The 26,997-nt window shown below is 46.0% G+C and carries 22 protein-coding genes; 20 read left to right on the top strand and 2 right to left on the bottom strand.

Features of this window, described 5'->3' with window-relative positions; all coding sequences use genetic code 11:
- The first annotated feature begins 78 nt into the window (after positions 1 to 78).
- The 11 genes from GC093_RS22100 to GC093_RS22050 all read left to right on the top strand — a co-directional run bounded on the left by GC093_RS22100 (position 79) and on the right by GC093_RS22050 (position 12,345).
- On the top strand, positions 79 to 1,086 hold the full coding sequence (locus tag GC093_RS22100; RefSeq protein ID WP_171654071.1) for a LacI family DNA-binding transcriptional regulator: 1,008 nt from the start codon (positions 79 to 81) through the stop codon (positions 1,084 to 1,086).
- A gap of 116 nt (positions 1,087 to 1,202) precedes the next feature.
- Positions 1,203 to 2,111, top strand: a complete 909-nt coding sequence (locus tag GC093_RS22095; RefSeq protein WP_171654070.1) for a phosphatase domain-containing protein — start codon at positions 1,203 to 1,205, stop codon at positions 2,109 to 2,111.
- Positions 2,099 to 3,310, top strand: coding sequence for an ABC transporter substrate-binding protein (locus tag GC093_RS22090; RefSeq protein WP_171654069.1), 1,212 nt, complete (start codon positions 2,099 to 2,101; stop codon positions 3,308 to 3,310). The genes GC093_RS22095 and GC093_RS22090 overlap by 13 nt, the downstream gene beginning before the upstream one ends.
- A gap of 106 nt (positions 3,311 to 3,416) precedes the next feature.
- Positions 3,417 to 4,643 carry an ABC transporter substrate-binding protein gene (locus GC093_RS22085; RefSeq protein WP_171654068.1) on the top strand — a complete coding sequence of 409 codons (1,227 nt, stop codon included), beginning with the start codon at positions 3,417 to 3,419 and terminating at the stop codon, positions 4,641 to 4,643.
- A gap of 60 nt (positions 4,644 to 4,703) precedes the next feature.
- Positions 4,704 to 5,942, top strand: coding sequence for an ABC transporter substrate-binding protein (locus tag GC093_RS22080; RefSeq protein WP_171654067.1), 1,239 nt, complete (start codon positions 4,704 to 4,706; stop codon positions 5,940 to 5,942).
- A gap of 25 nt (positions 5,943 to 5,967) precedes the next feature.
- Positions 5,968 to 6,852, top strand: a complete 885-nt coding sequence (locus tag GC093_RS22075) for a sugar phosphate isomerase/epimerase family protein (RefSeq protein ID WP_171654066.1) — start codon at positions 5,968 to 5,970, stop codon at positions 6,850 to 6,852.
- 44 nt (positions 6,853 to 6,896) lie between these two features.
- Positions 6,897 to 8,735 (top strand): ABC transporter permease, encoded by a 1,839-nt coding sequence (locus GC093_RS22070; RefSeq protein WP_312886591.1) that lies wholly within the window; start codon positions 6,897 to 6,899, stop codon positions 8,733 to 8,735.
- 4 nt (positions 8,736 to 8,739) lie between these two features.
- Entirely contained in the window at positions 8,740 to 9,906 is a 1,167-nt protein-coding gene (locus GC093_RS22065) for an ABC transporter ATP-binding protein (protein ID WP_171654065.1), read from the top strand.
- A 27-nt stretch (positions 9,907 to 9,933) separates the two neighbouring features.
- The gene (locus tag GC093_RS22060; protein WP_171654064.1) at positions 9,934 to 10,704 is read left to right on the top strand and encodes an MgtC/SapB family protein; all 771 of its coding nucleotides are present in this window, start codon (positions 9,934 to 9,936) and stop codon (positions 10,702 to 10,704) included.
- Between the two features lie 25 nt (positions 10,705 to 10,729).
- On the top strand, positions 10,730 to 11,539 hold the full coding sequence (locus GC093_RS22055) for an HAD family hydrolase (RefSeq protein ID WP_171654063.1): 810 nt from the start codon (positions 10,730 to 10,732) through the stop codon (positions 11,537 to 11,539).
- Positions 11,536 to 12,345, top strand: a complete 810-nt coding sequence (locus GC093_RS22050) for an inositol monophosphatase family protein (protein WP_171654062.1) — start codon at positions 11,536 to 11,538, stop codon at positions 12,343 to 12,345. Before GC093_RS22055 ends, GC093_RS22050 begins: the two co-directional genes overlap by 4 nt.
- A gap of 460 nt (positions 12,346 to 12,805) precedes the next feature.
- Here GC093_RS22050 and GC093_RS22045 read toward each other — a convergent pair whose 3' ends face one another.
- A complete protein-coding gene (locus GC093_RS22045; protein ID WP_171654061.1) occupies positions 12,806 to 13,477 on the bottom strand; it encodes a hypothetical protein in 672 nt (223 codons plus the stop codon).
- A gap of 376 nt (positions 13,478 to 13,853) precedes the next feature.
- Here GC093_RS22045 and GC093_RS22040 point away from each other — a divergent pair, with 376 nt between their 5' ends.
- From GC093_RS22040 to GC093_RS22015, 6 genes are all read left to right on the top strand, one after another.
- Positions 13,854 to 16,166, top strand: a complete 2,313-nt coding sequence (locus GC093_RS22040; protein WP_171654060.1) for a helix-turn-helix domain-containing protein — start codon at positions 13,854 to 13,856, stop codon at positions 16,164 to 16,166.
- 194 nt (positions 16,167 to 16,360) lie between these two features.
- Positions 16,361 to 17,335: an ABC transporter permease gene (locus GC093_RS22035; RefSeq protein WP_281365291.1), complete on the top strand. Its 975-nt coding sequence runs from the start codon at positions 16,361 to 16,363 to the stop codon at positions 17,333 to 17,335.
- A 53-nt stretch (positions 17,336 to 17,388) separates the two neighbouring features.
- A complete protein-coding gene (locus GC093_RS22030) occupies positions 17,389 to 18,285 on the top strand; it encodes a carbohydrate ABC transporter permease (RefSeq protein WP_171654059.1) in 897 nt (298 codons plus the stop codon).
- 65 nt (positions 18,286 to 18,350) lie between these two features.
- Positions 18,351 to 19,925: an extracellular solute-binding protein gene (locus GC093_RS22025; protein WP_246315033.1), complete on the top strand. Its 1,575-nt coding sequence runs from the start codon at positions 18,351 to 18,353 to the stop codon at positions 19,923 to 19,925.
- A 109-nt stretch (positions 19,926 to 20,034) separates the two neighbouring features.
- Positions 20,035 to 21,780, top strand: coding sequence for a DUF8769 domain-containing protein (locus GC093_RS22020; protein WP_171654058.1), 1,746 nt, complete (start codon positions 20,035 to 20,037; stop codon positions 21,778 to 21,780).
- A 31-nt stretch (positions 21,781 to 21,811) separates the two neighbouring features.
- Positions 21,812 to 22,927 carry an oligogalacturonate lyase family protein gene (locus GC093_RS22015; protein ID WP_171654057.1) on the top strand — a complete coding sequence of 372 codons (1,116 nt, stop codon included), beginning with the start codon at positions 21,812 to 21,814 and terminating at the stop codon, positions 22,925 to 22,927.
- 89 nt (positions 22,928 to 23,016) lie between these two features.
- Here the strand turns inward: GC093_RS22015 and GC093_RS22010 are convergent, their stop codons facing one another.
- Positions 23,017 to 23,754, bottom strand: coding sequence for an RNA polymerase sigma factor (locus tag GC093_RS22010; protein ID WP_171654056.1), 738 nt, complete (start codon positions 23,752 to 23,754; stop codon positions 23,017 to 23,019).
- Between the two features lie 172 nt (positions 23,755 to 23,926).
- Here GC093_RS22010 and clpP point away from each other — a divergent pair, with 172 nt between their 5' ends.
- The 3 genes from clpP to GC093_RS21995 all read left to right on the top strand — a co-directional run bounded on the left by clpP (position 23,927) and on the right by GC093_RS21995 (position 26,624).
- Complete coding sequence (gene clpP / locus GC093_RS22005) at positions 23,927 to 24,562, top strand: ATP-dependent Clp endopeptidase proteolytic subunit ClpP (protein WP_312886595.1); 636 nt, start codon at positions 23,927 to 23,929, stop codon at positions 24,560 to 24,562.
- A 593-nt stretch (positions 24,563 to 25,155) separates the two neighbouring features.
- Positions 25,156 to 25,446, top strand: a complete 291-nt coding sequence (locus GC093_RS22000; protein ID WP_171654055.1) for a hypothetical protein — start codon at positions 25,156 to 25,158, stop codon at positions 25,444 to 25,446.
- A gap of 104 nt (positions 25,447 to 25,550) precedes the next feature.
- Positions 25,551 to 26,624: a lactonase family protein gene (locus GC093_RS21995; protein ID WP_171654054.1), complete on the top strand. Its 1,074-nt coding sequence runs from the start codon at positions 25,551 to 25,553 to the stop codon at positions 26,622 to 26,624.
- The last annotated feature ends 373 nt before the right edge of the window (positions 26,625 to 26,997 follow it).

Genomic DNA, 26,997 nt, shown 5'->3' with positions numbered 1-26,997 from the left:
TTCAATTGACAAACAAGATGATTTGTCATAAGATTTTGGTAACGTTACCGGAAACGTTACCAAAGGAGATTTAACACTATGCCAACCATAAAAGATTTAGCTAAGGAATTGGGAGTATCCGTATCAACTGTCTCGAGAGCATTGAATAATCATCCAGATATACGGCAAGAAACGAAGCAGGAAGTTTTGGAGGCAATGAAGCGTATCAACTATACGCCCAACGCTCTGGCAAGAAGCCTGATTCAACGCAAATCGAATACGATCGGACTGATGATTCCGGATATTACGGATCCTTTCTTCTCCGCTATGGCTCATGATGTTGAAGAAGTGTTATCGGATAATGGGTATCTGGTCATCTATGTGAATACTTCCCGTCGCCCTGATAAAGAAAAAAGGTTCCTGACCAGCGTGCTAGAGCGGAAAATGGACGGTATCATCGTAACACCGGATTTTCTTGATGAGGATGGTATTGAGCTGCTGCAAAGACTTAAAATACCAGTGGTTTTTCTTCGCAGACGGCCGCCGCAAGGATTGGAAATGCCGTTCGTCGATGTCGATCATTATGAAGGCGCTTGTAACGCTATGGACTATCTATTCTCTTTGGGACATAAGGAAATCGGATTTATTGGAATGCCTCAGTATTCCTTCACAGGCAAGGAGAGATACCGTGGTTATATAGATAGCCTCCAGAAGAGAGGGCTCGAGCCTAACCCGAAGGGCGTCATATGGGATGGAAGAACAATGGAGTGTGGATCTCGGTCCATGGGCAGGCTGATGGAAGAGTATCCAGCTATGACAGCTGTATTCGCTGCTAACGATCTTCTAGGCATCGGAGCATTGGAGTGGCTGGCCGCGCACGATATTTCCGTACCCGGGCAAATGAGCGTTATTGGTTTCGACAATCTGGAAGTAAGCAATCTTCATTGGATTAAATTAAGCACAGTTGCGCAGCCTCGCAAGGAGATGGGTCGCAAAGCAGCTGAATTGCTTATGCAGATGCTGTTGGATAACCGATTGACAGCTGATTCCATCCTTCTAAATACTCAGCTGATCATCCGGCAAACCTGCTCGGAGGCAAAAATATAAGAAGAGATATCCATGCTGAAAAAGCACAGGATATAAACATAATGATAGCGCATACTTGTTTGGGCGAGGCAGAATTTGTTTTAGAATGAAAAGCATTAGAGGGGGAAGAGGTCCTTATGCTAGAAAGTGCTGATAAACAAGTTGAAGCTTCACCCATTCATTTAGTGGTCGAAAGAAATAATGACAGCAGCGAGCTGCCAAAAAGGTTCCGAATGTCAAGAGATGCCGTAATCGTTGACGAAGTAAATGCTCAAATCCCGGATCTGAAAGGCTTCGTGGAGCTGAAGGCATCAGCCAGCGGACAATACTCGCAGCGTGAATTGCAGTCGATGAAAGAAGCTATCGGTGATTTGCCCATCATTCTTGTTGATTTGCGGCAAGAGAATCATGGCTTTGTCAATGGAATGGCGGTCAATTGGTTTGGTTTGCATAACGGAGCTAACAAAGGTTTAAGCAATGATGAGGTTATCATCAAGGAACAGCAATTGTTGAACGGTTTAAAAAATCAGCCTTCGATCACCTTTGATGAACTGAAGGGCAAGTCGGTCGATATAGGCGGCCCTGTACAGGATCCAAAGCAGATTCTGAGCGAGGAGGAGCTTGCGGAGGCGGAGGGGCTTAAGTATAAGCGGTTCTTCGTTACCGACCACCATCGTCCTTTGGATCAAGAAGTGGATCATTTTATCGAATGGGTGAAAGCGCTTCCTGACGACGTTTGGCTTCACTTTCATTGTCGTGGCGGCGTTGGGCGAGCCAGTACCTTCTTTTGTATGTACGATATGATGAGAAATGCGGATGAAGTAGGCTTTGAGGATCATACTAGGCGTCAAATGCAAATTGGGGGCAGAGATTTTCAGAGAATGGATCCGAAGGACGTCTATAAATATCAAGCTGCTGTAGATCGATTAACCTATGTAAGGCAATTTTATGAATACTGTGTAAGCAATATTGGAGATGGATATACAGTCTCATGGACCGAATGGATTGCTAATGAAAAGGGGGAAAACTATCCATGCAACACGTAAAGCGAACTATTGGTAGAACGGCGGTTATTATGGGCTTGTGCGCATCCGTATTAGCTATGAGCGCCTGCGGCTCCAGTACAACAGGCAGCGGGGATAAGAAAGCAGCAGCACCCGGTGCTGCGTCATCGTCTTGGGCGGAGAGCGCCGGCCTTAATAAGACGGAAACGGCGGATGAGCTGTATGCCAAGGCCAAGGGTGAGGGCTCTGTTGTTCTATACTCGATGTCGAGCCGGGTCAGTGATGTCAAGGATTCCTTTGAAGCCAAATATCCGGGGATTAAACTGGAGGCTTACAACATCAGCTCCGTCGATATGCTCGAGAAGCTGATCAGAGAGCATGGAGCCGGCATCTACAATGCCGATGTTGTTTTCACCAAAGATACGGGCGGCACTTTCACAATGGAGCTGTTGAAAAAGGGTATCGTACACAAGTATATGCCAAGTGATATCGTCGGTAAAATGGCGGAGCCTTATAAAAGTCAAGTTGAAGGCTTAGTACCCTATGTTGAAGCTAGGGGCATTTTCTACAATGCCGAAGTATACAAAACGCCGCCGATCGCCAACTGGTGGGATCTTACGACACCCGAATGGAAGGGCAGAGTGATGCTGAGCGACCCGATGAAATCTGCCGATACAATGGATTTGTTTCTAGGGATGGTTCAAAATGCGGATGATATGAAACAGGCTTATAAGGACAAATTCGGCAAGGATATCGAACTGAATGGCTCGCCTAATGCCGGCTACGAATTTATTAAGAGACTTTCTAAAAACGACCTTATTCTAACTAATTCAGGTGGAGATATTGTCAAAGCGGTAGGTAAAACGGGTCAAGCGAAGCCGCCAATCGGGCTAGCCGTTTCTACAAAGCTAAGAGAAGCACAAGGCCAAGGATTGAAGCTGGGTGTTTCCTATGATGTGAAGCCTAAGGTTTCTCAGGTTGAGCAGGCTCTGTTATATGTAGGCGATCAGTCGAAGCATCCTAATGCAGCCAAATTATTAATTAGATGGATGGCAGGCGAAGCGGACGGAAAAGCTGCAGGCTTGAAGCCATTCAATATTGCAGGCGCATGGTCAACGCGTTCAGATGTTGCACAGGCGGAAGAATTACCGCTATCTAAGCTAAATGTATGGAAGTACGATCCGGTATACTTTTATGAGAATTCTCCTAAGGTACGTGACTTTTGGTTGAAGCAGCAGTAGTGATAACTAGGACTTCCCTTACTAAAGTTTTGTTTTACAAAACAACATGAAAACGCCTTCATATTGATGATTTCTAAATCACAACCAAATCGGAGGTTTTATGGAAATGAAGAAAAAGGGGAAGGCAGCCAGTTCGCTTTTAGTCGGGCTTGGATTACTGGTTATGCTTGGGGCGTGCAGCAGTAAGACAACGGGAGGCGGCGCTACTACGGCTGAAGGCAACAAGCCTGCAGCCAAAGAAGGTAATGTAGCAGCAGCATCAGACTGGGCAGAGAAGAACGGGCTGAATAAGACGGAAACAACTGACGAGCTGTACGCTAAGGCGAAGGGTGAAGGCAAGGTTGTGGTCTATTCCCAATCAAGTCGGATTAAAGATGTTAAGGCCACTTTTGAAGCAAAATATCCGGGTGTGAAGGTCGAGGCTTTTAATATGTCCACCAACGACATCGTGGAGAAGGTCATTCGAGAGCAGGGGGCAGGAATCTACAATGCGGATGTTATTTTCGTCAAAGATGCCATCGGAGCTGTTACAACTGAGCTGACTACGAAAAAGCTGGTGCATAAGTATATTCCAAAGGATCTTTCCGATAAAATGGTCGAGCCGTATAAGAGCAAGAGCAGTGGCTTGGTACCGTACTTTAGCTTGCGAGCGATCTTTTACAATACCGATGTGTACAAAACATCTCCGATCACCAATTGGTGGGACTTGACTCAGCCGGAATGGAAGGGCAAGGTGCTGCTGAACGATCCGATCGATTCCGCAGATATGATGGATTTATTCCTGGCTATGGTGCAGCATTCAGATGAAATGAAGCAGGCGTACAAGGATAAATTCGGCAAGGATATTGTCCTAAATGGCACGGAGAACGCGGCTTATGAATTCATCAAGCAATTTCTGAAAAATGATCCGGTACTCATGAAGTCAAGCGATGAGGTTGTTGAGGCAGTAGGAGTATCAACCCAAGGCAAACCGCCTATCGGCATTGGTGCTTCCAGTAAATTAAGGGATGTCATTGAGAAAAAGCTAAGCATTGCAGCTACGTATGATGTTAAGCCCAAAATTTCAGTTGTGGGTCCTTCCTACTTATACGTTGCGGATAAAGCACCGAATGTTAATGCAGCTAAGCTGATGATCCGTTACATGGCAGGAGAGGCTGACGGGAAAGCAGATGGCTTCAAACCATTTAATGTTATGGGATCCTGGTCCACCCGAATCGATAATGGGCGTACTGATCAACCGGCTATCGACAAGCTTTCCGTATGGGATTATGATTCCGATTATTTTTATAAAAATTTCGTTAAGTTCAGAGAGTTCTGGTTAAAGATGCAGTGATGGTGAGATGGAATGAAGGATGTAACGCAGTACTAATTCGTTGAGAATAGAGGTAGTTAGATGAAAAAAGTGAGGAATATTTCCGCATTATTACTAACTTTCACCATTGTACTCGCAGCCTGCAGCAGTTCAACTCCAACTCCATCACCGACATCAACAGGAACACCAGCATCAGCCGATAAAAAGGTCGCCGGCGCAGCCGCCAGTCCAGCAGGAGCCGTAAAATCCGAATGGGCCGAAAGCGCAGGATTATACAAAACTGAAACCGTCGATGAGCTGTACGAAAAAGCTAAAAAAGAAGGCAAAGTGACTGTATACTCCACCTCAGGTCGAATTAACGATGTTGAGAAAACGTTCGAGAAAAAGTATCCGGGCGTCGAGATCGAGGCATTTGATCTCAAGTCCAATGTCATTATGGATAAAGTGATCCGGGAGCAAGCCGCAGGCATATTCAACGCCGATCTTGTGTTGACCAAAGAAGTGGGAGGCGCTATTGAAGAAGAGCTCGTCAAGAAAGGAATGCTCTTCAAGTATTTGCCGAGCGACATTGCTTCCAAGATCCATGAGCCTTACAAGAGCGAAGGCATTGCTTTTGTACCTTACATGGAATTCCGCACCTTGTTCTATAACACGGAGCAGAATAAAACGCCGCCGGTTACAAACTGGTGGGATCTGACCACACCTGAGTGGAAGAACAGAGTGCTTATGGTCGATCCTTTGCAGTCACCGGCCCAAATGGATATGTTCGTAGCCTTCGTCGTCAATTCCGATGATATGGCCAAAGCGTACAAGGAGAAGTTCGGCAAAGATATCGTCCTTAACGGCACGAAAAACGCAGGCTATGAATTTTTGCAGCAGTTTTATAAGAATGTGATTCTTGTCAAAAGCAGCGGAGACGGTCAGGATGCTGTAGGCAAAGCTGCTCCCAACAAACCAGCGCCTGTGTTCATCGGAGTATCTGGAGATATTCGCAAAATGTCGGAAAAGGGCTTAAAGGCAGACATCATCTGGGATATGAAGCCCAAGCTTTCCGTTGCCGACGAAGGTCTGTTGTTTGTAGGCAATAAAGCGCCTCACCCGAATGCTGCAAAGCTGTTAGTTCGTTGGATGGCTGGAGAAACGGACGGCAAGGGCGAGGGAACGGTACCGTTTAATGAAATCGGTTCCTGGATGACCCGATCGGATGTCCAGCATAAAAATTCGAAAAACATCAATGAGCTTAATATTTGGCAGTATGACAGCGAAAAGTTTTATAAGGTTTATCAAGATGTCGTTAATTTTTGGATAAAAAATCAGTAGCCATTCGGAATGGAGTGTTGAAACCATGCTAGGCTTTTCATTGCAAAGTCCTGTATTCTTAGGCAAGTTCAGTAGAGAAAGCACCAACGATCTGATCGCACATTATGAAAAGGTGGAGCTGCTGCTAGATGCCTTGAAGACAGCAGGCGTAGGCTCGATCGAGGTTAGAATTCTTCCACGCGGAGCCGATGAACAGGCGTATCGGGGGCTTATACAGCAGATTTGGGACGCGGGCCTGAAGCTAACGGTTCACGGTCATGTGGCCGGGGAGCATCCAGGTACGCGATTCTCAGAGATTTACCCTTCCATGAGTTATATATTGAACCATTTTCATAAGTATCAAGATGGCTTGACGATGGCGCTGCACGCTTTTGACGCCAAGTCGGGGTCAGAGGAAGAGCTGCATCAGCAAACAGTCAAGCTCTTGCACGAATGGGTCGCAGTGATTGATTCGGAGCAGCTTCCGCTGAGAATCGGCATCGAAAATAACCGGAAGAAAACAAGCAAGGTAGATCCGGGAGATTCGATAGGCGGTGTACAGCGGATAGTGAATGAGGTTGAGAGTCCTTATGTGGGCATCACATGGGATATGGGTCATTATTACTCAAACCTAATGGATGAACGCGGTCTGAAAGCTGCACCCGAGGTACACATGGAGGATCTCCCGCCTCCCTCTTTTTTAGAAAGAGTCTATCATACGCATATTCACGGGCTCGGACTAACCGGTACGCACAACCCGTTGACTCAAGCGAGAAGCTTGCCCCTGGAGCACTATGTTGGAAGCCTGCAGCGTGCTGGATACCAAGGTGTATATAATTTGGAGCTCACCATGGATAAATTTGATAAGGACAGATCCCTCAGCGAGCATGTGCTGGCATCCGTTCAACGATTGAAGGAGGCAACAACATGAAACAACATCCTAGTCGAACCGGAACTAGAAGGGGGGAATAGCGGGTGAACAACATCGAATATACTAACCGATCCGCCTCCAAATTCACTTTGGTTCGTTTAATGAATATGATCAAGAGCAGCCTCACGAATCCTCTGCATTTAATCAGTCTCATTGCCATTATTTTCTTAGGCTATACGATTGTCATCCCAATGTGGGAAATCATCTCGCATACGTTGACCTGGCATCCCGAGGATATTCGGGCTAATCCCCAAGCGGTACCGGGGGATCTTACCCTGAACCACTGGCTGCATGTCTTGTACAGTGATATAAGCTCATCGATCTTCTATAAACCGCTGTTGAATTCGTTCAACATTGCGCTGTTTGTATCCTTTTTCTCCATGGTTGTCGGAGGTGGGCTAGCTTGGCTCGTTACTCGTACCGATCTGCCTTTCAAGAAGACATTTGCTTTTCTAGCCATCATTCCTTATATGCTGCCTTCTTGGATTAAATCATTTGCCTGGCTGATCGTCTTCAAGAATGACCGGGTCGGCGGCACACAGGGCATGCTGCAATACTTGTTTGGCATCAATCCACCCGATTGGATTTCTTACGGATTTTTCCCGATTTCCATCGTGCTTGTAGGTCACTATTACACTTTCTTTTACCTGCTTATCGCCGTTTCACTAAGTTCGATCAACAGCAGCTTGGAGGAAACAGCCGATATTTTGGGAGCAAGCCGCTTTACGATCTTGAAAAAGATTACGTTCCCGTTAGTTATGCCGGCCATTCTGTCCGCACTGATTCTGACCTTCTCCAAAAGTATGGGGACGTTCGGAGCCGCCGCCTTTCTTGGACTGCCAGTTAAGTATTACACAATTGCAACGATGCTGTACGGCAGTATGAAGAACCGGATGATCTCCGATGCTTATGTACTAAGCTTGATTCTGATTATCATTTCTGCGTTAACTATTTATTTCAACCAGCGTGCCATTGGCAAGAGAAAAAGCTACGCAACCATAGGCGGCAAGGATTCAAGGAAAAATCTTAATCCGCTTGGTGTATGGAAAGTTCCGGCCATTGTTCTTGTATTCCTGTTCATGTTTTTGGCCGGTATATTCCCACTTCTACTGCTGTTATGGCAAACGTTTATGCTGCAGGACGGCAATTACAGCTTAAGCAATTTGACTACGCATTATTGGTTTGGGGATTCAGATTTCAGTATCGCTTCCGGTGAAGTGGGAATTCTGAAGAATGATTCCATCCTGCTAGGCTTGAAAAATTCATTGACTATTGCGTTTGTAGCTGCTGCTATAGCTGCTGTAATGGGACTTGTATTCGGTTACGTAATCTCGAAGGGAAGAAAAACGCTTTCCGGAAAGCTTGTCGAGCAGTTGTCCTTCATGCCTTATCTGATTCCAGGCATTTCCTTTGCAGCGATTTACTTGTCCATGTTTGCCCAGCCTAAATTTCTGCTGCCTGCTCTCTATGGAACCTTGGCGCTCGTCATCCTCATAACGATAGTCAAAGAGCTGCCTTTCGCAACACGCTCAGGTACGAGCACCATGCTCCAAATCAGCGGTGAACTGGAGGAAGCGGCGAAGCTTCATGGAGCTTCATGGCCGCGAAGATTCTTCAGCATTATGATGCCGTTGAGCCGCAAGGGATTAATTAGCGCCTTCCTGCTCTTGTTTATAAGCGCAATGAAGGAGCTGGACTTGATTATACTGCTTGTGACTCCCAAGACGAGCACACTTACGACGCTTACGTTCCGCTATGCGGAAAAGGGTTATCAGCAATACGCTAATGCCATCGTCATTGTTATTATTGCGCTGATTATGATCACGCATTTTGTGGCAACCAAGTACGGCAAAGCAGATCTTTCGAAGGGCATAGGAGGCTAACCATATGAGTGGAATCAAGCTTGAGAAAATCAATAAATATTTTGATAAAAATCATATTCTAAAAAACCTCGATTTGTATATTGAGGATGGAGACTTCATGACGCTGCTCGGTCCATCCGGCTGCGGTAAAACGACCACTTTGCGGGTTATAACTGGATTGGAGAATCCCGAAGAAGGGATTCTGACCATCAACGGCAAGGAAATGATTAACGGGGCCAAGGGCTTTTACGCTCCCCCGTCCAAGCGTGGGTTGAACTTGGTGTTTCAAAGCTACGCGTTATGGCCGCATATGACGGTGTTCGACAATGTTGCCTTTGGACTATCGATTAACAAAATGCCTAAGGCGGAGATTCGTACGAAGGTGGAAAACGCATTGGAGAAAATGCGGATCAGCAAATATAAAGACCGCTATCCTTCAGAGCTATCCGGCGGTCAGCAGCAGCGTGTTGCTATTGCCCGGGCAATAGTAACGGAGCCGAGGATATTGCTCCTCGATGAGCCGCTTTCCAACCTCGATGCCAAGCTGCGCCTAGAGATGAGAGCGGAGCTGAAAAGGCTGCACCGCGAATTGAAAACAACGATCGTCTATGTTACCCATGATCAGGTTGAGGCTTTGACCTTATCCACGAAGATTGCTATTTTCTTCGAGGGCAATATGGTTCAGGTCGATACACCGCGTAATATTTATCGGCATCCGATAGATATCCGTGTTGCGGATTTTATCGGTAATCCCAAAATTAATTTCGTCGATGCTGATTGCAAGTATTCCAACGGGATGATAATTACGACATCGGAGCTGGGGGCACTTGTGGTTCCTTGCACGCAGCCTCCTTCCGGAAAGGTAACCTTAGCTATCTACCCTGAGGACATCCAAATTTCATCGGAAAAGGTCGAGGGAGGCATACCTCTATCGGTATATTCGGTTATGCCAGCCGGATCAGAAACTTTATTTCAGCTGACCACCAGCGGTGAGAACCTGATCCTGGCCAAGGTTATCGGGGAGCTGGATTTGCCAATCGGCAAAATGGTATGGGTGACGTTCCCGCTCGAGAAGGTAAATGTGTATGACAAGGAGACGGGGGTGCTTGTAGAGCGGGGCAACGGAGAAGGCTCTGCACCATCGGCACCAGCAGCTAATCTTGGAGCTAAGCTGGGTGCATCATCATTTTAACGTGTCGGTGTTGGAGGGTAGAAATGTATGGGGACAGCTAGCTTAAGTGTATGGGAAATAACGCATTGGGAATTGGTGCTGCGGATGATTCTGGCAGTGGTATTGGGTGGCTTGATCGGTATTGAAAGGGAATGGAGCAATCATGCCGCGGGCTTCCGTACTCATATTCTTGTATGCTTGGGATCTGCGACCATTATGCTGCTATCCATCTATGGTTTCTCACAATTCGTCAACGAAGGCAACGTCCGTATGGATCCGGCGCGTTTGGCTGCTCAAGTAATAAGCGGCGTTGGTTTCCTTGGCGCAGGAGCGATTCTGCGCAATGGAAATATGATCAAAGGGCTAACGACAGCAGCTTCCGTCTGGGTTGTGGCTGGCATTGGGCTGAGCGTAGGAGCAGGCTTCTATATAGGTGCGCTCCTCGCTACATTTCTTGTGTTGATCAGCTTATTTTTATTAAATAAATGGGAAAAGCATCTGCTGCGAAATCGGAGATACCATGAGGTGGAGATACAAATTGTTGATAATCCGGGCTCTCTAGGCAGGATCGCATCGATATTTGGAAATTATGATCTGCAAATTGTGAGTTTGAAAATGAGCTCGGATGAAGTGGATACAGCAGATCATTCCAAAGCCCCTTCCATGCATATGCAGTTTAGTCTTAAGATACAAAAGCAGGAGAAGCTAGTCGCCGCACTGGAACAAATCGCCGCAATGGATGTGGTTCTTTCGATGGAGTCGAACCATATATCTGCAATGAAAAGCTTTGGACAAAAAGAGAGTACGTTATCCACATAACTTAGTAGCTGGGTGGTTGGAGCATGTGAACAATATACTACTGATTTCTGATCTGGACGGAACCTTACTGAATGCTTCACAGCAAATTAGCTCGGAAAATGAATTAGCGATTAAACGTTTTATTGAAAAAGGAGGCTTGTTTACCTTAGCAACGGGACGTATGGAGGAGGCGGTTATGCCCTTTATCCATAAGCTGGGTCTGGACTTGCCTGTGATTCTGTATAATGGAGCCAAAATTTATTGCCCGGTTACAGACAAGGTGCTTTATGAGCGGAAGCTAACGTTCCCGCAGGCTTTGTGGGACATTATTATGAGACGCCTATCGGATGACCTGGTATTGTTGGTCTACCAAGGAGGTCAAGTGTATGCTCCGCTTCGGAATGCCTTATTAGAAAAGCATGAGCTTAAGGATGCAGTGAAATGCTTGACCTTTGAAGACAAGCTTATGCTCGGACCTGTTACTAAGTTGCTTATTATTAGTGAAAGGATTGAAGCTGCTAAAGAAATTGAACAGGCCGTAAGGGATAGTAGCTTGCCCTGCGAAATGGTCTATTCTGAGTCGAATTACTTGGAAATATTGCCGCAGCATGCTACGAAGGGGACGGCTCTTCGGGAGCTGGTAAGGCTGTTGAAAGTAGACGAGCTATATACGGTAGCGGTTGGTGATAACTTAAACGATCTAACCATGATCATAGAGGCCGACCTGGGTTATGCTGTAGGAAATGCTCATCCGCTCTTAACGGATGCAGCAGATGCCGTGACCGTCCATCATGAAAGTCATGCTATAGCAGCTATTATTGGGGAATTTAAGGAAAAGAGGAGAGAGCTAGCATGAGTTATTTGGAGGCAGCTGAACGGATTGCAAGAGAAGCGGGTATCATGATCAAGTCCAAGATGGACACAGACTTTGTTACCGAGGAAAAGAGCTCGGCATTCGATGTCGTTACAGAAATCGATAGGGCCTCTGAGCAGTTAATTCGTGAGCGGTTGGCTGAGGTGTTCCCCGACCATGCATTTCTGGGAGAGGAAGAATCGTTTGCCAATGAGGAGCTGCTGGAAGATAGGCTGGAGAGAGCCAAATCCGAGCACTTCATATGGATCGTGGATCCGATTGACGGAACTAGCAATTACGTGCAGGGCATACCGGGCTTTACGGTCTCTATAGCTCTTGCGTGCAACGGAGAGATTATGGTCGGAGTCATTTATGATCCATGCCGGGATGACATGTACTCGGCGGAGAGAGGCAAGGGAGCCACACTAAATGGGAAGCCGATCCAGGTTTCTCGTGTAGAGACGCTGGCACAAAGTGTAGTTGCAACCGGCTTCCCATCGAAAAAGAAAACGCGTGATGCCGTTATGAAAAGCTTGCAGGAGATCGGCCCTCAATGCCGTACCATTCGTGCATTTGGCTCGGCCGCACAGCATCTGGCTTTCGTTGCTTCAGGCAAGCTGGCAGCCTTCTGGGAATATGGCCTCAACGCATGGGATATCGCTGCAGGGGTACTTATCATCGAGGAAGCAGGAGGAACGGTGACCGATACGCTCGGCAATCCTTACAGTTTGACGGTGAAGCATATTGTCGGTACGAACGGTAACATTCATGATGCTATGATGCAAACGTTGAAGCCTTTGGGCATTTAAGAGCTAAGTATACGGAAGAAGCTTCATCAGCAACCTGCTGCCACGTTTAGTGGTGGCAGGTTTTTTCTGTCTTGGAGATTATAGAATTAGAGTGTTGCGGATACCGGATAAATGTTATTGCTGTCCAGAAGAATATAGTAATAATGGATACCAAACAAAATGTTTTTGTAACGATCGGAGTCCCTATTGCTAGCGATTGCTCCAAATCCGGCGATGATCCCTGCTTTAATTCTGAAGATGGCCCCTCCCCCCTCAGCTTGCTACGGGGAGAATTCATTTAAAGGGAAACCCTCCAGCTAATGAGGCCTTTACATCGAAAAATGTAAGACTAACTGGAAATCCTCCACCTAAATGGGTGTTTGTGCAAGAATGGACCGGATTCGTTATGATTAACGGGATTGTTTCCAGTTAATTCGTTATAAATATAATTAAAGCAAAAAATTAACTGGATATTTTCCCTTTAATCTAAGTAATCCAGTACACCACGAGCTAATTCGTACCGGACGATCCTTTCTCCTTTACCGCGAAAAGTAGGACGCAACCAACCTTTTGTACACAACCTTTGCAGCATAAGGACGGCCGTCTTATGATCGATCTCAAAATGACGCTCCACATCCTTCGGTCGAATAGGCTGAGCAAGTTGAACTGAGAGTCGGATGATTTCCTTTTCAGCAATCAATGCGCGAGAGATCGGCACTTGGCTAGTTTGATATCTGCTCAGCACCATGCGAAGCAATGCGATGCAAAGATCGGGACGCTGTTCGATATCGTCATAAGCGAAGGAAATAACGGAGTATCCCATCGCATGAAGAAACGTTTCACGATTCAATTCGTTGCTGTATTTTTGCCTGTCCATATCCCGCACGTGAGCAGCGAAGCCTTTTATTTCAAATAATAATTTCACGAATCCCGGCAGCCAGGCCAAATCGGCAAAGTAAGACCTGCCCCGCCAATCCAGAACTTCATATTCTGGATGAAGATCATCGAAACTTCCCCGGAGCGGCCACCAGACATTTTTTAGAAACAGCGATTCTCCATGAAGATGTCCCCTCTCCAGTCGGTTGCGGCGTTCCCCTGACCTGCTTTTTAGATGATGACGGATAAATACGTCGTGCGCTTCTTTTAAAGTCATTTTCTCATCCCTCCAGAAAAATAAAGAACGTCCCCTCTCCACTCGTCGGAATGGAAAGGGGACGTTCTTCGTCACTTGCTTTTATTATAAGGCAGTGAATGCAGTCAAGCAAGGGAGGGGTGCATGGTGGGCAGTCGAACCCCACATTAGGGCTCGATTCTTCTAAACACTCACAGTTTTTTTCCTGTGTGCCGATGGTTTCAATAAACTCTGGTTGAGTATGCTATGCGGATGTTATATTGTGGAATTAAAGAAATAAATAAATCGGATAACAAAGATAACAACAAAATCAAACGATTTGAATGCGCTTACAAAGACTCTGTCCATAAATAATTTGAAACTTACATCGACTTTATTTGAAAGGAGAGCCATCGTCATGCACTTTTTACAGGGGAACATTTCTGCAAGGTTTAAAGTGATCTATGGAATATTTTTCTTGTTAATTATTTCTTCAACCGTGTGGCTATCCTACTTAAGCTCTAAAGGAAGTCTGGAGGATCAAGTGCGAAGCACGAATGTCGCGCTGCTCAATTTGATTCAGCAAAAAATCGAGATGATGCTTCGGGAAATCGATACGAATACGATTAACTTTATTCAAGCGCCGGATGTCTCCTTTTTTCTACATGGACGTTACGCTAATGACGATTTGCGGTTTAACCATTTTCGGGTTTTGAATGACCGATTTAAGGCTCTGATGTTCGCTAACAGCAATATTTCATCCTTCTATTTATATTCTCTGGAGAACAAAAGCTTGCTGACCGATACTACTTTTTCCGACGAAGCTGACTTTTATGATATGAAATGGCGTGAGGCTTTTACATCTATGACAAGTTATCAGAAGTGGCTCGACACCAGGAAAATTACAGAGATTAGCTCTGGCTTGCATATTGATAAAAATGTTATCACTCTCGTCCGCTCATACCCGCTCATCAGCATGCCGCAGTTTCGCAAAGGAGCAATTATTGTCAATGTAGCTGAGAATACAGTTTCCAACCTGATTCAGAATGTGGATAAACAAAGGGCTGGGCAAACCTTGGTTATTAACGAGCAGGGAATGATCATATCGTCCCAAAACAAGAATCAGCTGTTTCAGCCTGTTAGCAGCATTGAAGGGGCTCCGAGATTAGATCAGCTAACAGATAGCGGTTATTTAACCCAAAATACGGATAACGGCAGCTATACTACGTTTTATTTGACCTCCGCTTATAACGGTTGGAAGTATGTGAGCATTATCCCGAACCCGGAGATGAACCGGCCGCTGCAAATCATACGTAATCTGCTGCTGACCATTGCGGTTGGGATGTTTCTGCTTGCCATCGCGCTTGTGTTTGCAGTAAGCAACTACACATTCCGTCCGTTGGAGCTGTTCTTCCGTTCGTTTACTGAGAAGAAGATTGGCCGTCCTGGCGACCTTACGTATATGGAAAAGTTTTTCAAACAAATTATTTCAGATAATGAAACCTTGCAAAAGCAGATGAATGAAAGCTTACCCGCCCTAAAATGGCGCTCTATTATGAGCTTATTGATGGGGGATAAGACCAATTATAGCCGGATGAAGCCGTATTTTGACATGCTTGGCATTAACCTGTATGACGTACGTTTTGTTGTGCTGGTCATTGAACTGGATCGCATTCAGGATATAGCGACCCCGCGTGACGTCTATCTATTCACTTATGCGATTAGCAATGTTGCGGAAGAGCTGGTTGCTGGTGTATGCAAAGGAGTGTCGGTGGAATTAACGGATGGAAGAGTGGCCTTGATCATGAGCTTTGAAGAGGATGACAGCCAAGGCAACCAGATACAAGCCCTGCAGGTGGCTGACCTTGTTAAGGATTACGTGGCCGGCCATTTCAAGCAAACAGTTACGATTGGAGTAGGCCGTCCTCAATTACATCTCGAAGGGATTCATAATTCGTATCAGGAAGCGTTAAATGCTCTGAAATACAAGCTGATCATGGGCGACAACTCGGTTGTATCGATTGATGATATTGCAGGTAACAATCATAACGATAAATTTTATCGCATTTCAGGGATGAGCGATTCGGTGGTTAACTTCATTCGTGACACCGATAAGGTGAAGCTGGAGGCGCAGCTGGACAAAATTTTCGGAGAAATTATAGCTAGCAACGTCCCTCCGGAAATGATCAAGCAAATGTGTATGCAATTAATTATGAAATCAATTAAAGTCATATCGGATAAAGGACTGGAGGTTAAGGAGTTTCTGGACCCTAAAGAAAATATTTATAACCGGATCGAATCCTGCGCCAATGTGGACGACATCAAGAGCTACATCTCCGCCTTCCTGCATCAATTGATTGTTCGCACGGAAGAGAAACGGATAAGCAGGGGTAATAACGATACGATCAAGCAGGTGATGGAATATCTGGAGCAGCATTACATGGATAGTGACCTGTCGCTCAATCTGTTAGCCTCGCAGTTCCAGCTAAGCGTTCCTTATTTGAGCAAGCTGTTCAAGGAAACAACAGAAACGAATTTTATGGATTGCTTAATTCAATTCCGTATGGAGAAATCCAAGGAGCTGCTGCTCGATCCGAAGCGGAAGGTAAATGCGATTGCCGAAAGTGTAGGCTACAACAGTACGCAAAGCTTTATTCGTATCTTCAAGAAATATACCGGGCAAACGCCAGGGGAGTTCAGGGAAAACCATAACAAAGTCCCCCGAAAGTGATGAGAGCCTATGCAGTGTATACCAATTATTTTCGGGGGAGCCCCCAATATCTTAAAAAAAGTGAAGAGGATAAAAATTGAATATACTCATTTGGTTAAAAATGGATCAAAGCATAAAAAGGGAATATTTCCAAAGCAGTACTGCTGCGGCTACCATGAAGGTTGTAAGCAGCAGAACAGAAGGGAGGTGTAGCTATGAAATCACAAATGGGCGGGGCAGCCGCGCAAGCAGGAATCAGGCAATCGGTGCAGCCGAGCAGGCTGAAGCTGGTATGGAAATACCTGAAGCGGGATAAATATTTGTACCTGCTGCTTCTTCCTATATTAGCGTATTATTTCACCTTCAAGTACGCCCCGATGTTCGGCGAGATCATTGCCTTCAAAAATTATCGGTTTGCCGATGGAATCTGGGGGAGTCAATGGGTTGGACTTAAGCATTTCGAGAGGCTCTTTACAAGTCCTGATTTTTTCAAGGTATTAAAAAACACGCTGCTGCTGAACATCTACAGCATCGTATTCGCTTTTCCGGTTCCGATTGTATTGGCAATCCTATTGAACGAAGTTCGAATCGAGTGGTACAAACGGACGATCCAGAACCTGCTGTACATCCCTCACTTTATTTCATGGGTTGTGCTTGGCGGTATCGTCATTGCGCTTTTGTCCCCTTCTACGGGCGTCGTTAATATTGTGCTTGTCAAGCTGCTAGGAATTGAGCCAATTTATTTTATGGCCAGTAATTTTTGGTGGCCAATCGCCTTCATTTTATCAGGAATCTGGCAAAATGCCGGCTGGGGTACGATTCTTTACCTCGCGGCAATTGCAGGGATTGATCCTCAGCTGTATGAGGCGGCCAAGATCGACGGGGCCAGCAAGCTGCGCAGGATATGGCATGTAACGCTTCCAGGTATCCGCAGCACGATTGCTATTCTGCTCATTTTGCGTGTGGGACAGATGATGGATGTCGGCTTTGAGCATATTTTTGTTATGCAGAATAAAGCCGTTTATGAAGTTTCCAACGTTATCAGCACTTATGTGTATCATGTTGGTCTGGAAGGCTCACAGTACAGCTACACTACCGCCCTTGGCTTGTTTCAATCGATTATTGGTCTTATTTTGGTCGTAAGTGTTAATAAAATTATTAAAGCCATGGGTGAAAACGGGCTATGGTAAGTCTATGCTTACGCAGCAAGTTTTCTAACGAAAACTCTTAGGAGGGGAATGCGATGTCCGGCACTCAGTCGTTTACGGTAAAGCTGATCTTCGGCCTTGTATATGTACTATTGGCTGTGCTTGCCATGATGACGTTATTTCCGTTCATTCATGTGCTGGCTACATCCATGAGCAGCTCTCGGGCTATCATGTCCGGAGAAGTGTTTTTATGGCCAAAGGAAATCACTTTTATATCATTTTCTAATTTGATTGATGATGGTCAGTTGTTTAATGCGATGAAAAATACTCTATTGATCACTGTGGTGGGGACAGCTTTAAATATTGTGGCAACGATCATAGCAGCCTATCCTTTAAGCCGGAAACGGTTGAAGGGAAGAAATCTCATTCTGATGATCATTACCTTCACGATGCTGTTTGGCGGTGGGCTGATTCCTAATTACATTCTGATCAAAACTTTGGGGATTATGAATACCTACTGGGCACTTTGGCTTCCCGGGCTGCTTAGCACGTATAATTTTTTCGTTATGAAAACGTTCTTTGAGAACCTGCCCGCGGAATTGGAAGAATCGGCAGCAATTGATGGCGCTAATGATTTAGTTATTATTTGGAAAATCATTCTGCCTTTATCGATGCCGATCATAGCGGCTCTGACATTATTTTACGCGGTAAGCTGGTGGAACTCGTATATGAATGTGCTGATGTTCATTACGAGCTCAGGCAAATTGTCTCTTATGGTCAAGCTGCTGCAGATGATTGATACGACCAGTCTCAATCTTCTCAATTCGAATGCTACGAGTGGTGGCGAAGGAGCCACGATGCAAAATCTGGTCACACCGGAAGGAATCAGAGCCGCAGCTATCATCATTTCCGTCATGCCGATCTTATGTATTTATCCATTTTTGCAAAAGTACTTTGTTAAAGGTGTATTGATCGGGTCCATAAAAGGTTAGAGGGGATGCCGACCAGGCGGCCAGCCGGTCTGTTACGGTTCCAAATTCATATTCGGAGGCGAACGATGATGTTGAAACGAAAAAACATGGCGCTAATACTAGTGGCTGCTCTATTCACAATTGCAGCATGCTCCTCAGACGGCGGTACGGGCAGCAGCGGAGATACAGGCAAGAAGGACGGCGGGACCGACAAAAAGAAGAAGCTTGAAGTTAGCGTTTCGATCCTGGACAGAGGTCAAGTGGCAAGTGACGAAGGGACTTACGAAAGCAACCGGACAACCAAGTATATTAATGAGAAATCAGGTATTAACGTGAAATGGGTACCTGTCGTACGGACAGAATCAACAAAGAAGCTTAACACATTGATTGCTGCGGGTGAAGCGCCGGATCTGATGTGGGAATTTGGCCGCGACTATATGTCGACCTTGAAGGACCAAGGGGCGATACAACCGATAGACGATTATATTGAGAAATACAGCACCTCTTACAAAAGCTATTTGAAAGCGCATCCAGAATTGAAGCCTTATACACAATTTGACGGCAAAACCTATATTGCTACGAGTGCCCGCGGTATTGATGCGATTGCTAACCATGGGATGTGGATACGCCAAGATTGGCTTGATAAGCTGGGTTTAAAAGCGCCCACGACCATGGATGAGTTGTTGACTGTCATGCGGGCATTTAAGGAAAAGGACCCGGACGGCAATGGAAAAAATGATACGCTTGGCGCAGCCTTTAACTTTAACTACACGGGTATTATTCAGGCGATGTATGCCGCTCACAGCGGATTGTGGTATCTGGAGAACGATAAGATGGTAAAAGGTAATTTTACCGACCGCTATATGGATGTCTTGGCGCTTTTGAAAACGGCGTTTGACGAAGGGTTGGTTGACAAGGAATACATTACGGACAAAAACTATCAAAAGGAAAGACAGCTGTTTGTTACGGGAAAAGCCGGTGTGTATATGGCGAGCTGGAACATTTCACCTGAATATCGCGAGCTGAAGCAAAATGTGCCCGACTCCAAGCTTGTTCCTTTGGAGCCTGTATCTACGAAGTATGGTAAGTTCGGGCTGTTTCAAGAGCCTCCGGCTAATAAGCTGATTGTATTTAACAAGAACATGAAAGATCCCGAAGCAGCTGTGAAGCTGTTGGACTGGATGGTCGAGAAAAACTGGTTTGATGTCAGATTTGGTCAAGAGGGAGTCCATTACAAGCTGGTGAATGGAGTGCCGCAGGCGATTGATGCGGACAAAAACAAAAAAGAAACCATCTACGCTCCTGAGTATGCAGTGCTTGACCAATGGAGCCCGAAACCGGAGGACTTCCCGATTATGGCCGCGCAGGATGCTATTTCTCAGGATTATGCGAAGGTGCAGGGTGAATCGCTTAAGGTCGCGATGAAAAATAAATTCAGGCGGGATATTCCCTTCAACCCGACGTTCCCTGAGCTTAGCGAGACGGCAACCTCCTTCACGCCGTTAGCCGAGGAGATCGAAACGAAGGTCATCACAGGCGGCAGCCAGTACAATGCTCAATGGGGTATTGAGCAGCTGCGCAAGGAATGGAAGCGTCTCGGCGGAGATAATGTCGATAAGCTGGCACAGCAATGGTATGAGAAGAATGTGAAAGGCAAGTAAGCATTAGAAGTTCTGCGGAGCCTCCCGCTCCAAAAGGAGCAGGGGGCTTGTTTGTTTGTGAGCTGTTGGATCTGTTTTAATAATCCCAATAAGGAGTGAGTACTCAATTATGTCTTTCGATCATAAACAAATGCTTCTAAGGCGGTTGGACAGCTGGCACAAGGAATATACCCCTGAGGTAAAGATGGTTCGCAAGCCCTTCCGCACCCCTGGCTACCACAGTACATTGAAAAATGTGGATTATACCCATCCAACACGTGAGGCACTTATTTACGCGCTGGCCCTGCTCGATAGTGGGCTGCCGGACAATATTGTGCGGGCTTCTGAGATTCTGGAGAAGGTGATCGGGCTTCAGGATCAGAATCGTGAGAACTCCACGTTCGGTATATGGTCCTGGTTCATGGAGGAGCCGCTCACCATGATGGCTCCTCCTGATTGGAACTGGGCCGATTTCTGCGGAAAGCGGCTGGTACTCGCCGAGCAGAGGCATTCCGAGCTGCTCAGCCCTGCCTTAAGAGAGCAGATTCGGTATGCTCTCTTCTGCGCCTGCGACGCGATCATTAAACGCAACGTCGGTCCCGGTTACACGAATATCGCCATCATGGGCGCGTTCGTCACCTTACTTACAGGGGAAGTATATGGGCACAAGCCATATGCTGATTATGGTCTTGAAAGGCTGCGCAAATTCAGCGATTATACGAAGGAGCTGGGGACGTTCCAGGAGTATAATAGCCCGACCTATACGATCGTAGCGATTGAAGAGCTGGCTAGCATCCATACTGCAACAAGCCTTGCAGAGGCGAAGGAGCTTAGCGCTGGCATGCTGGATGTCGCATGGCGCATGGTTGCAGAGCATTTCCACGCGCCGAGCCGGCAATGGTCCGGGCCGCACAGTCGCAGCTACAGCACGGTGATGACACCGGAGGTGTTATCCTTCTTGCAAATGGCGAGCGGAGGTGTCCTTTCTTTAAGAGCCAACGAGGATATTATTTATAATTTGGACTGGTATGGCAATGAGATTCATTGCCCGGAAATGTATTTGCCTGCTTTTCAACATACAGAAACATCAACGATCCTGCAAGCTATCCATAAAGACGAGTCGGGCCGTACAGTGAACGGTGCTACTACTTATATGAACGGCCCCATAAGCGTGGGCACTTTCAGTAAGGACGTGATGTGGAATCAACGTCGTAATCTGCTTGGCTATGTCCAGAATAGCGAGAGCTTTAGTTATATTCACCTGCGGTTCCTGCATGACGGCTATGATTATTCATCAGCGATTTATTCAAGCGCTCAGCAGCAGGGGGACATATTGTTCGGGATCGGTTTCTGCACCAATGGAGGGGATACCCATATCAGTCTCGATCTCATTGACGGGGTGATAGAAACGTCAGATCTAAGACTTCGATTTGAAATAGGAGGCAGCTTGGAGCAGGTAGAGGCTCAAAACTTTGAAACCAATGCGGAATCAATAACAGTGCAAGTCGCAGCTTCAACGATGAATGTGAAAGCATTGTTTGCCGCGTTTGATGGAGAACAGCTAGGTTGGGAGCTTACACGAGACGAGCAGAAGCTGTATCTCGATTATGTTCTGTATGCAGGGGAGAGGAAGTCGTTCGATTTCCGCTCGATACAGCAGGCTTTGCTGGTATTTGCCTTCCGCTTAAGCGAAGGGGATGGAGGAATGTTGGATGCTTCGGCTGGTTATGCTGATGACGAGGCGAATGCTGCCCTTGACGGGTCCACCCAAGCCAATGAGGTGCATGCTGAATTTCGGACGGTCAACGGAATCAATTTGAAGCTGGAATTACCGCTGAAGCCAGCGGCCAAACAAGAAATGATGCGGTTGCGATAAGTAGGAATTAAGGATAGGAGGCGGCGTCATCATGGCCAAGGGCTCTGTTATAAACAATGAATTTCACACGGTCAAGGATCCATATACCGGAAAAATACTGACCCGGCTTACGGCTCCAGAGCAAGTGAACCATCACCCTTATTTCTATTATAAGATGATCACTAATGATAACCGTTTTCTGATCTATGCAAGCGAGAGGAATAATCAGCGCAATCTATATCGAATGGATTTGCGCGACGGATCAGCCTTGCAACTAACTGAAGGAGCGGGTGTTCATGATTTTGGCTGCAGCCTCACAAGTGATGACCGCTATCTGATTTATTGCCGAGACAAACAGATCATTCGATTGGATATGGATACGCTGACGGAGGAAGCCTTCTACGAATCGCCGGATGGCTGGAAGCCAAATGCGAATCCCGGACTAAGCTCGGACGACAAGTTTTTGGTGTTGGTTGAAATGAATGAGGGGGATGTCGTTCCTAATAAAGGGGATTGGTCGACCTTCGAGCCTCAGTGGGCGAATGAGCCGCACTGTCGAATCGTCTATGTCGATATGGTGCGTCAGACCAGTCATATCGTTCATGAGGAGTTGAATTGCTGGCTAGGGCATCCGCAGCTTCGACCGCATGATCCAGCGACAATTCTATTCTGCCATGAAGGTCCCGGCCACCGGATTGATGCCAGACTGTGGCTCATTCAAGCAGACGGAACGAACCTGCGCTGCGCCAAACCGCAGACGCATGACGAATTGATCACGCATGAATATTGGCTTGCAGACGGTTCCAAGTTTGCTTTTGTATACAGGCACAAGGATTATGAGCTGCACGAAAGCATCCGGTTTATGGATCCATTCACTCTGGAAGAGGAGATTTGGATGGATAGCTCTAAATATTGTCATTTCATTTCTAATTATGATAATTCAAAGATCGTAGGGGATGGTCAGCTTAGGGAGCAGCATTTTATATATCTGATTGATATGCAGCAGCGGCGCGAAGAAAGGCTATGCTCCCATGGAACAAGCTGGAAATCCTATGGAAATACCCAAGACGCTCATCCGCATCCCGCTTTTGCTCCAGACGGCTCGTTTATTATTTTCACATCAGATATGGAAGGCATTCCCTGCATTTATAAAGTAGATTTGGAATAAAGCATGAAAACGGCTCCGTTCGTATTGAATACGAAAGGGCCGTTTTCTGTTTGCTGTATTTATTGAGGTGCAAGCTCTCAGTTACTAAGCTATGCCGCCATCCGTGCAGTAGGCTGGGTATTGGTACGCGGTATGGAGGAACGGTAGCTATGGAGCAGCTTGTATTGGACGATTCCGATGACAACAGCAGGTGCAGCCGCACCTCGCAGGGAGAGCTCCATTAGTGTGGCAACATCCCCCATCTGGTAGGCAGTGGCGATGGCACGAAGGAAATCCCTTAAATCTTCTTCTTCAGGCAACGGAAGCGCGCCTTGTTCCAGATCAATCTTTACGGCTTCAAGAGCATGGCGAGCCCTATGGAGTGCGGCTTTTACAGCGCCTTCGGTCGTATTAAGCAGGATGGCCGTCTCCCCTATTGAAAACCCGAATAAATCTCTCAGCAAAAAAACAGTTCTCTGGAGAGGTGACAAATGCTTCATTAAGGATTGGAAAGCCATTTCGATCTCAAAAGGACCGTTATCCGGCATAGTTGCCTTGGGCTGATCTTTCTTTAAAATCCGGTCCAAGACGTTATTTCTCCGTGTTTGATCAATCCAGGTGTTCTTCGCAATTCGCAGTAAAAAGGCCTCGGGGTTCGTATGTCCACTGCTTTTTAAACTTTCTATCGCTTTTAGCCATGTATCCTGAGCCAAGTCCTCGGCATCCCAATTTGATCCGGTGAGTGATAGGCAGTAGCGGTTAACGAGGGCTTGAAGCTGCTCCAGGCTTTTATCATCTTCCTTGTTTTCTGTAATCCCAGTGTTTGCTAGCGACTCCGTTAAGATCATCCTTCATTCTCCTTTGCCATGTTCCTATTGATGACAATGAAATTTATCCTTGTTAAATGGAAACGAATAAAGCTTATTAAAGGATACGCAAATTTCAGAAAAAGTTTTCGGCCACTCCGTTTTCTCCATTATATCATCAGAAAGTGATGGACCGTATCTTTTGGCAGCTTCGATTCGTTTACAGGATGAAAGTGATGAATCAACGAAAACGGAGGTAGAAGAGATGAGTGCTTATGTTCCTTATGTGGTAGAGCAAACCGGCCGTGGTGAAAGATCTTACGACATTTACTCCCGATTGTTGAAGGACCGGATCGTGTTTCTAGGAGCAGAAATCGATGACCACCTGGCTAATAGCATCATAGCTCAATTGTTGTTCTTGGCGGCAGAGGACCCGGAAAAAGAAATTTCGATGTATATCAACAGTCCGGGCGGCTCTACCTCGGCGGGGTTTGCTATCTACGATACGATGCAGTTCGTGAAGCCTCCTGTTCATACCATATGTACAGGATTTGCCGCTTCGTTCGCGGCGATCCTGCTGCTCGCAGGAGCCAAAGGGAAACGCTTCGCGCTGCCGAACAGCGAGATCATGATTCACCAGCCGCATGGCGGTGCGCAGGGGCAAGCGAGTGACATTGCCATCACAGCCAGGCGGATTGTCGGAATTCGGGAGAGGCTGAATCGAATCACAGCCGAACGGACCGGTCAGCCGATTGAGAAGGTCGAGAAAGATATGGATCGCGATTACTTCATGTCGGCTCAGGAAGCGCAAGAATACGGAATCATCGATCAGGTGATTACCTCCTTGTAGACATAGCTATTCGAATCAATATAAAAAGCTAGAGAAGATTGTTTTGAATTTAGGGTTTGGGGTGGGCGAATGCTTACCCCTTTTTTGCGGTGTTTTTTTAGGGCTCAAGTAGCGAATGGCGGGGCAGCGGTAGTAACCACAGCTTTTTTGCGCTCTATACAGGAAGCAGGAGATTTTTCTTCATAGGAGATTGTGATTATCGATGGCCGCTGAAGGAAATGCGATGGGATAAAGGGAATTCCTCCAGTTAATTTTTATCTTGGATATCTGATGTACAATTTTACAGGAAAATAGGATAGCATGAACCCAAGCACAAACGCAACTTGTACACCAAGAACGCCTCAAGGCGTTCTTTTTCGTCGATTAGAGTTGTATCGCTTATCAGTGATGTCTGATGCTATTATTCGATTTATAAACAATAAAAGTCAGATATTGACAGCGGCTTTCGAGTACATTTTTACTAGTTAATAGGTAATCTATTAAAAAGAGTAGATTTATAGACGCCCGCCCCTCAACTTTTCCGACTCCTATCTCTAAGGACTATGCTGACGAAGAAAGATTCACTAAAGCGAAACTCTAAGGAGGACTAATTAATGATACTTCATGAGAAGCTAGTGATTTATGGAATTGTGGTATTATTTATTGGCTTAATGCTGATTCTATTTATGGATGTTGTAAGAAAAGGTAATGAAAAAGTTCTTTCTCTAAATATTGAAACCGTTCCTTCTTTGGAAAACGAAAAAATTACCATATTAGTAGAAGAATCTCAGTCTCAATCTCAATCCCAGTCCCAGTCTCAATCCCAAAAGGCAACGGACCGCGATCAAACGCTAGTTTACCCTTTCTATGTCGACTGCAGTCAAGATCTTGTCAAGAATCATTAATCCCATAGATTTATGCAAGAGAGGATTCGAATACAGAGTTCCTATTTAGCAATCATTTAGGATACAATAAGGGGGATGATTGTAAGAAGAATGGAGATGAAAGTATGGAAGCAGCGAAGTACATAGCTTATTTCAGTTCCTATGCGGGTAAAGAGACGCCGGGCATTTATATTTATCATTTTGACGAAGAAAATGAGGATTTGTCTTTCATAGAGTTCGTATCGGGCTTGAAGGATCCATCCTTCATGAAACTAAGCCCCAAGCATGAGACTCTTTATGCATTCTCTCAGGCAGAAGGGGATACAGCAAAGTCGGCTGCGGTTGCTTACCGGATTGAAGCGGGCACAGGCAAGCTTACTTATTTGGGACAGCAGCTAACGGCAGATAAAAGCTCGACTCACATCAACACAGATCACGCCGAGCAATTCTTGATGCTGGTCAGCTATTCAGGAGGTACACTTTCCCTGCTTCCGCTGGGTGAAGACGGCGAAATTAGCGAATTGTCTGATCAAGTTAGGCATGAGGGCAGCAGCATCACACCTAAGCGTCAAGAAAGCGCGCATCCGCACTCGATTTACACAGATCCGACCGATCAATTCGTAGTTGTTCCTGACCTTGGTATGGACAAAATCATGGTGTACCGATTGGATCGAGCAGAAGGCAAGCTGCATCCACATGATGAGGTTCACTTAACACCTGGATCGGGGCCGCGGCATTTGACGTTTCACCCGACATTGGACTATGCCTACGTCATACAGGAGCTCAGCTCAACTTTGACCGTGTTATCCTATGATCGTCAAGCAGGCAAGCTGGAGCCGGTACAAATCGTCAATACGCTTCCTGAACACTATGAAGGCTCTGATAACAGCACTGCTGAAGTACAAGTCTCACCGTGCGGCTCCTTTTTATACGGATCCAATCGCGGACATGACAGTATTGTTGTATTTTCTATTGACCCAGAAAGCGGTATGCTGACACTCGTTGATCATACCTCTACATTGGGCAGTCATCCTCGTCATTTCAGCCTGACTCCAAGCGGCCGTTATTTGTTCGCAGCCAATAAAGATTCCGACTCGGTTCAGCTATTTAAGGTAGATCCAGAAAGCGGCAAGCTGAGTTCAACCGGTCAGCATATCAGCATATCGCAGCCAACATGCGTACGATTCTATCCATTGTGAACGAAGCAGGGCTTCCTCTGGAAAAAGGTAAACTTACACTAGTCACAGCACCTTAGTAATATAGTACCGGTCTAAGTCTCAGTATGGACCAAATCGGTATCTGGTCCGCAGGGGCCGTTGAAAGAATGGGTTGAGAGGCATTTTGCTCTTAACCCATTTTTGCATTTGATACGTATTTTTGTCCCTTATTTTCTCCCAATCCTCAGATGGATGGTTGTAGACAAGGTATGTCAAAAATATGTATAAATTAACCATTATGCCCAATTCGATTCGTATGTTTGTTTGCAGTAAGAAATACCTTGCTGTATAATGAACACCGAACTATCGCTTATTGTCAAATATTATAGGAATTGCTATGTAACCGCCGAGTGCA

The sequence above is a fragment of the Paenibacillus foliorum genome, from assembly GCF_013141765.1.
GTDB lineage: Bacteria > Bacillota > Bacilli > Paenibacillales > NBRC-103111 > Paenibacillus_S > Paenibacillus_S foliorum.
This window is presented reverse-complemented; position numbering and strand designations above follow the sequence as displayed.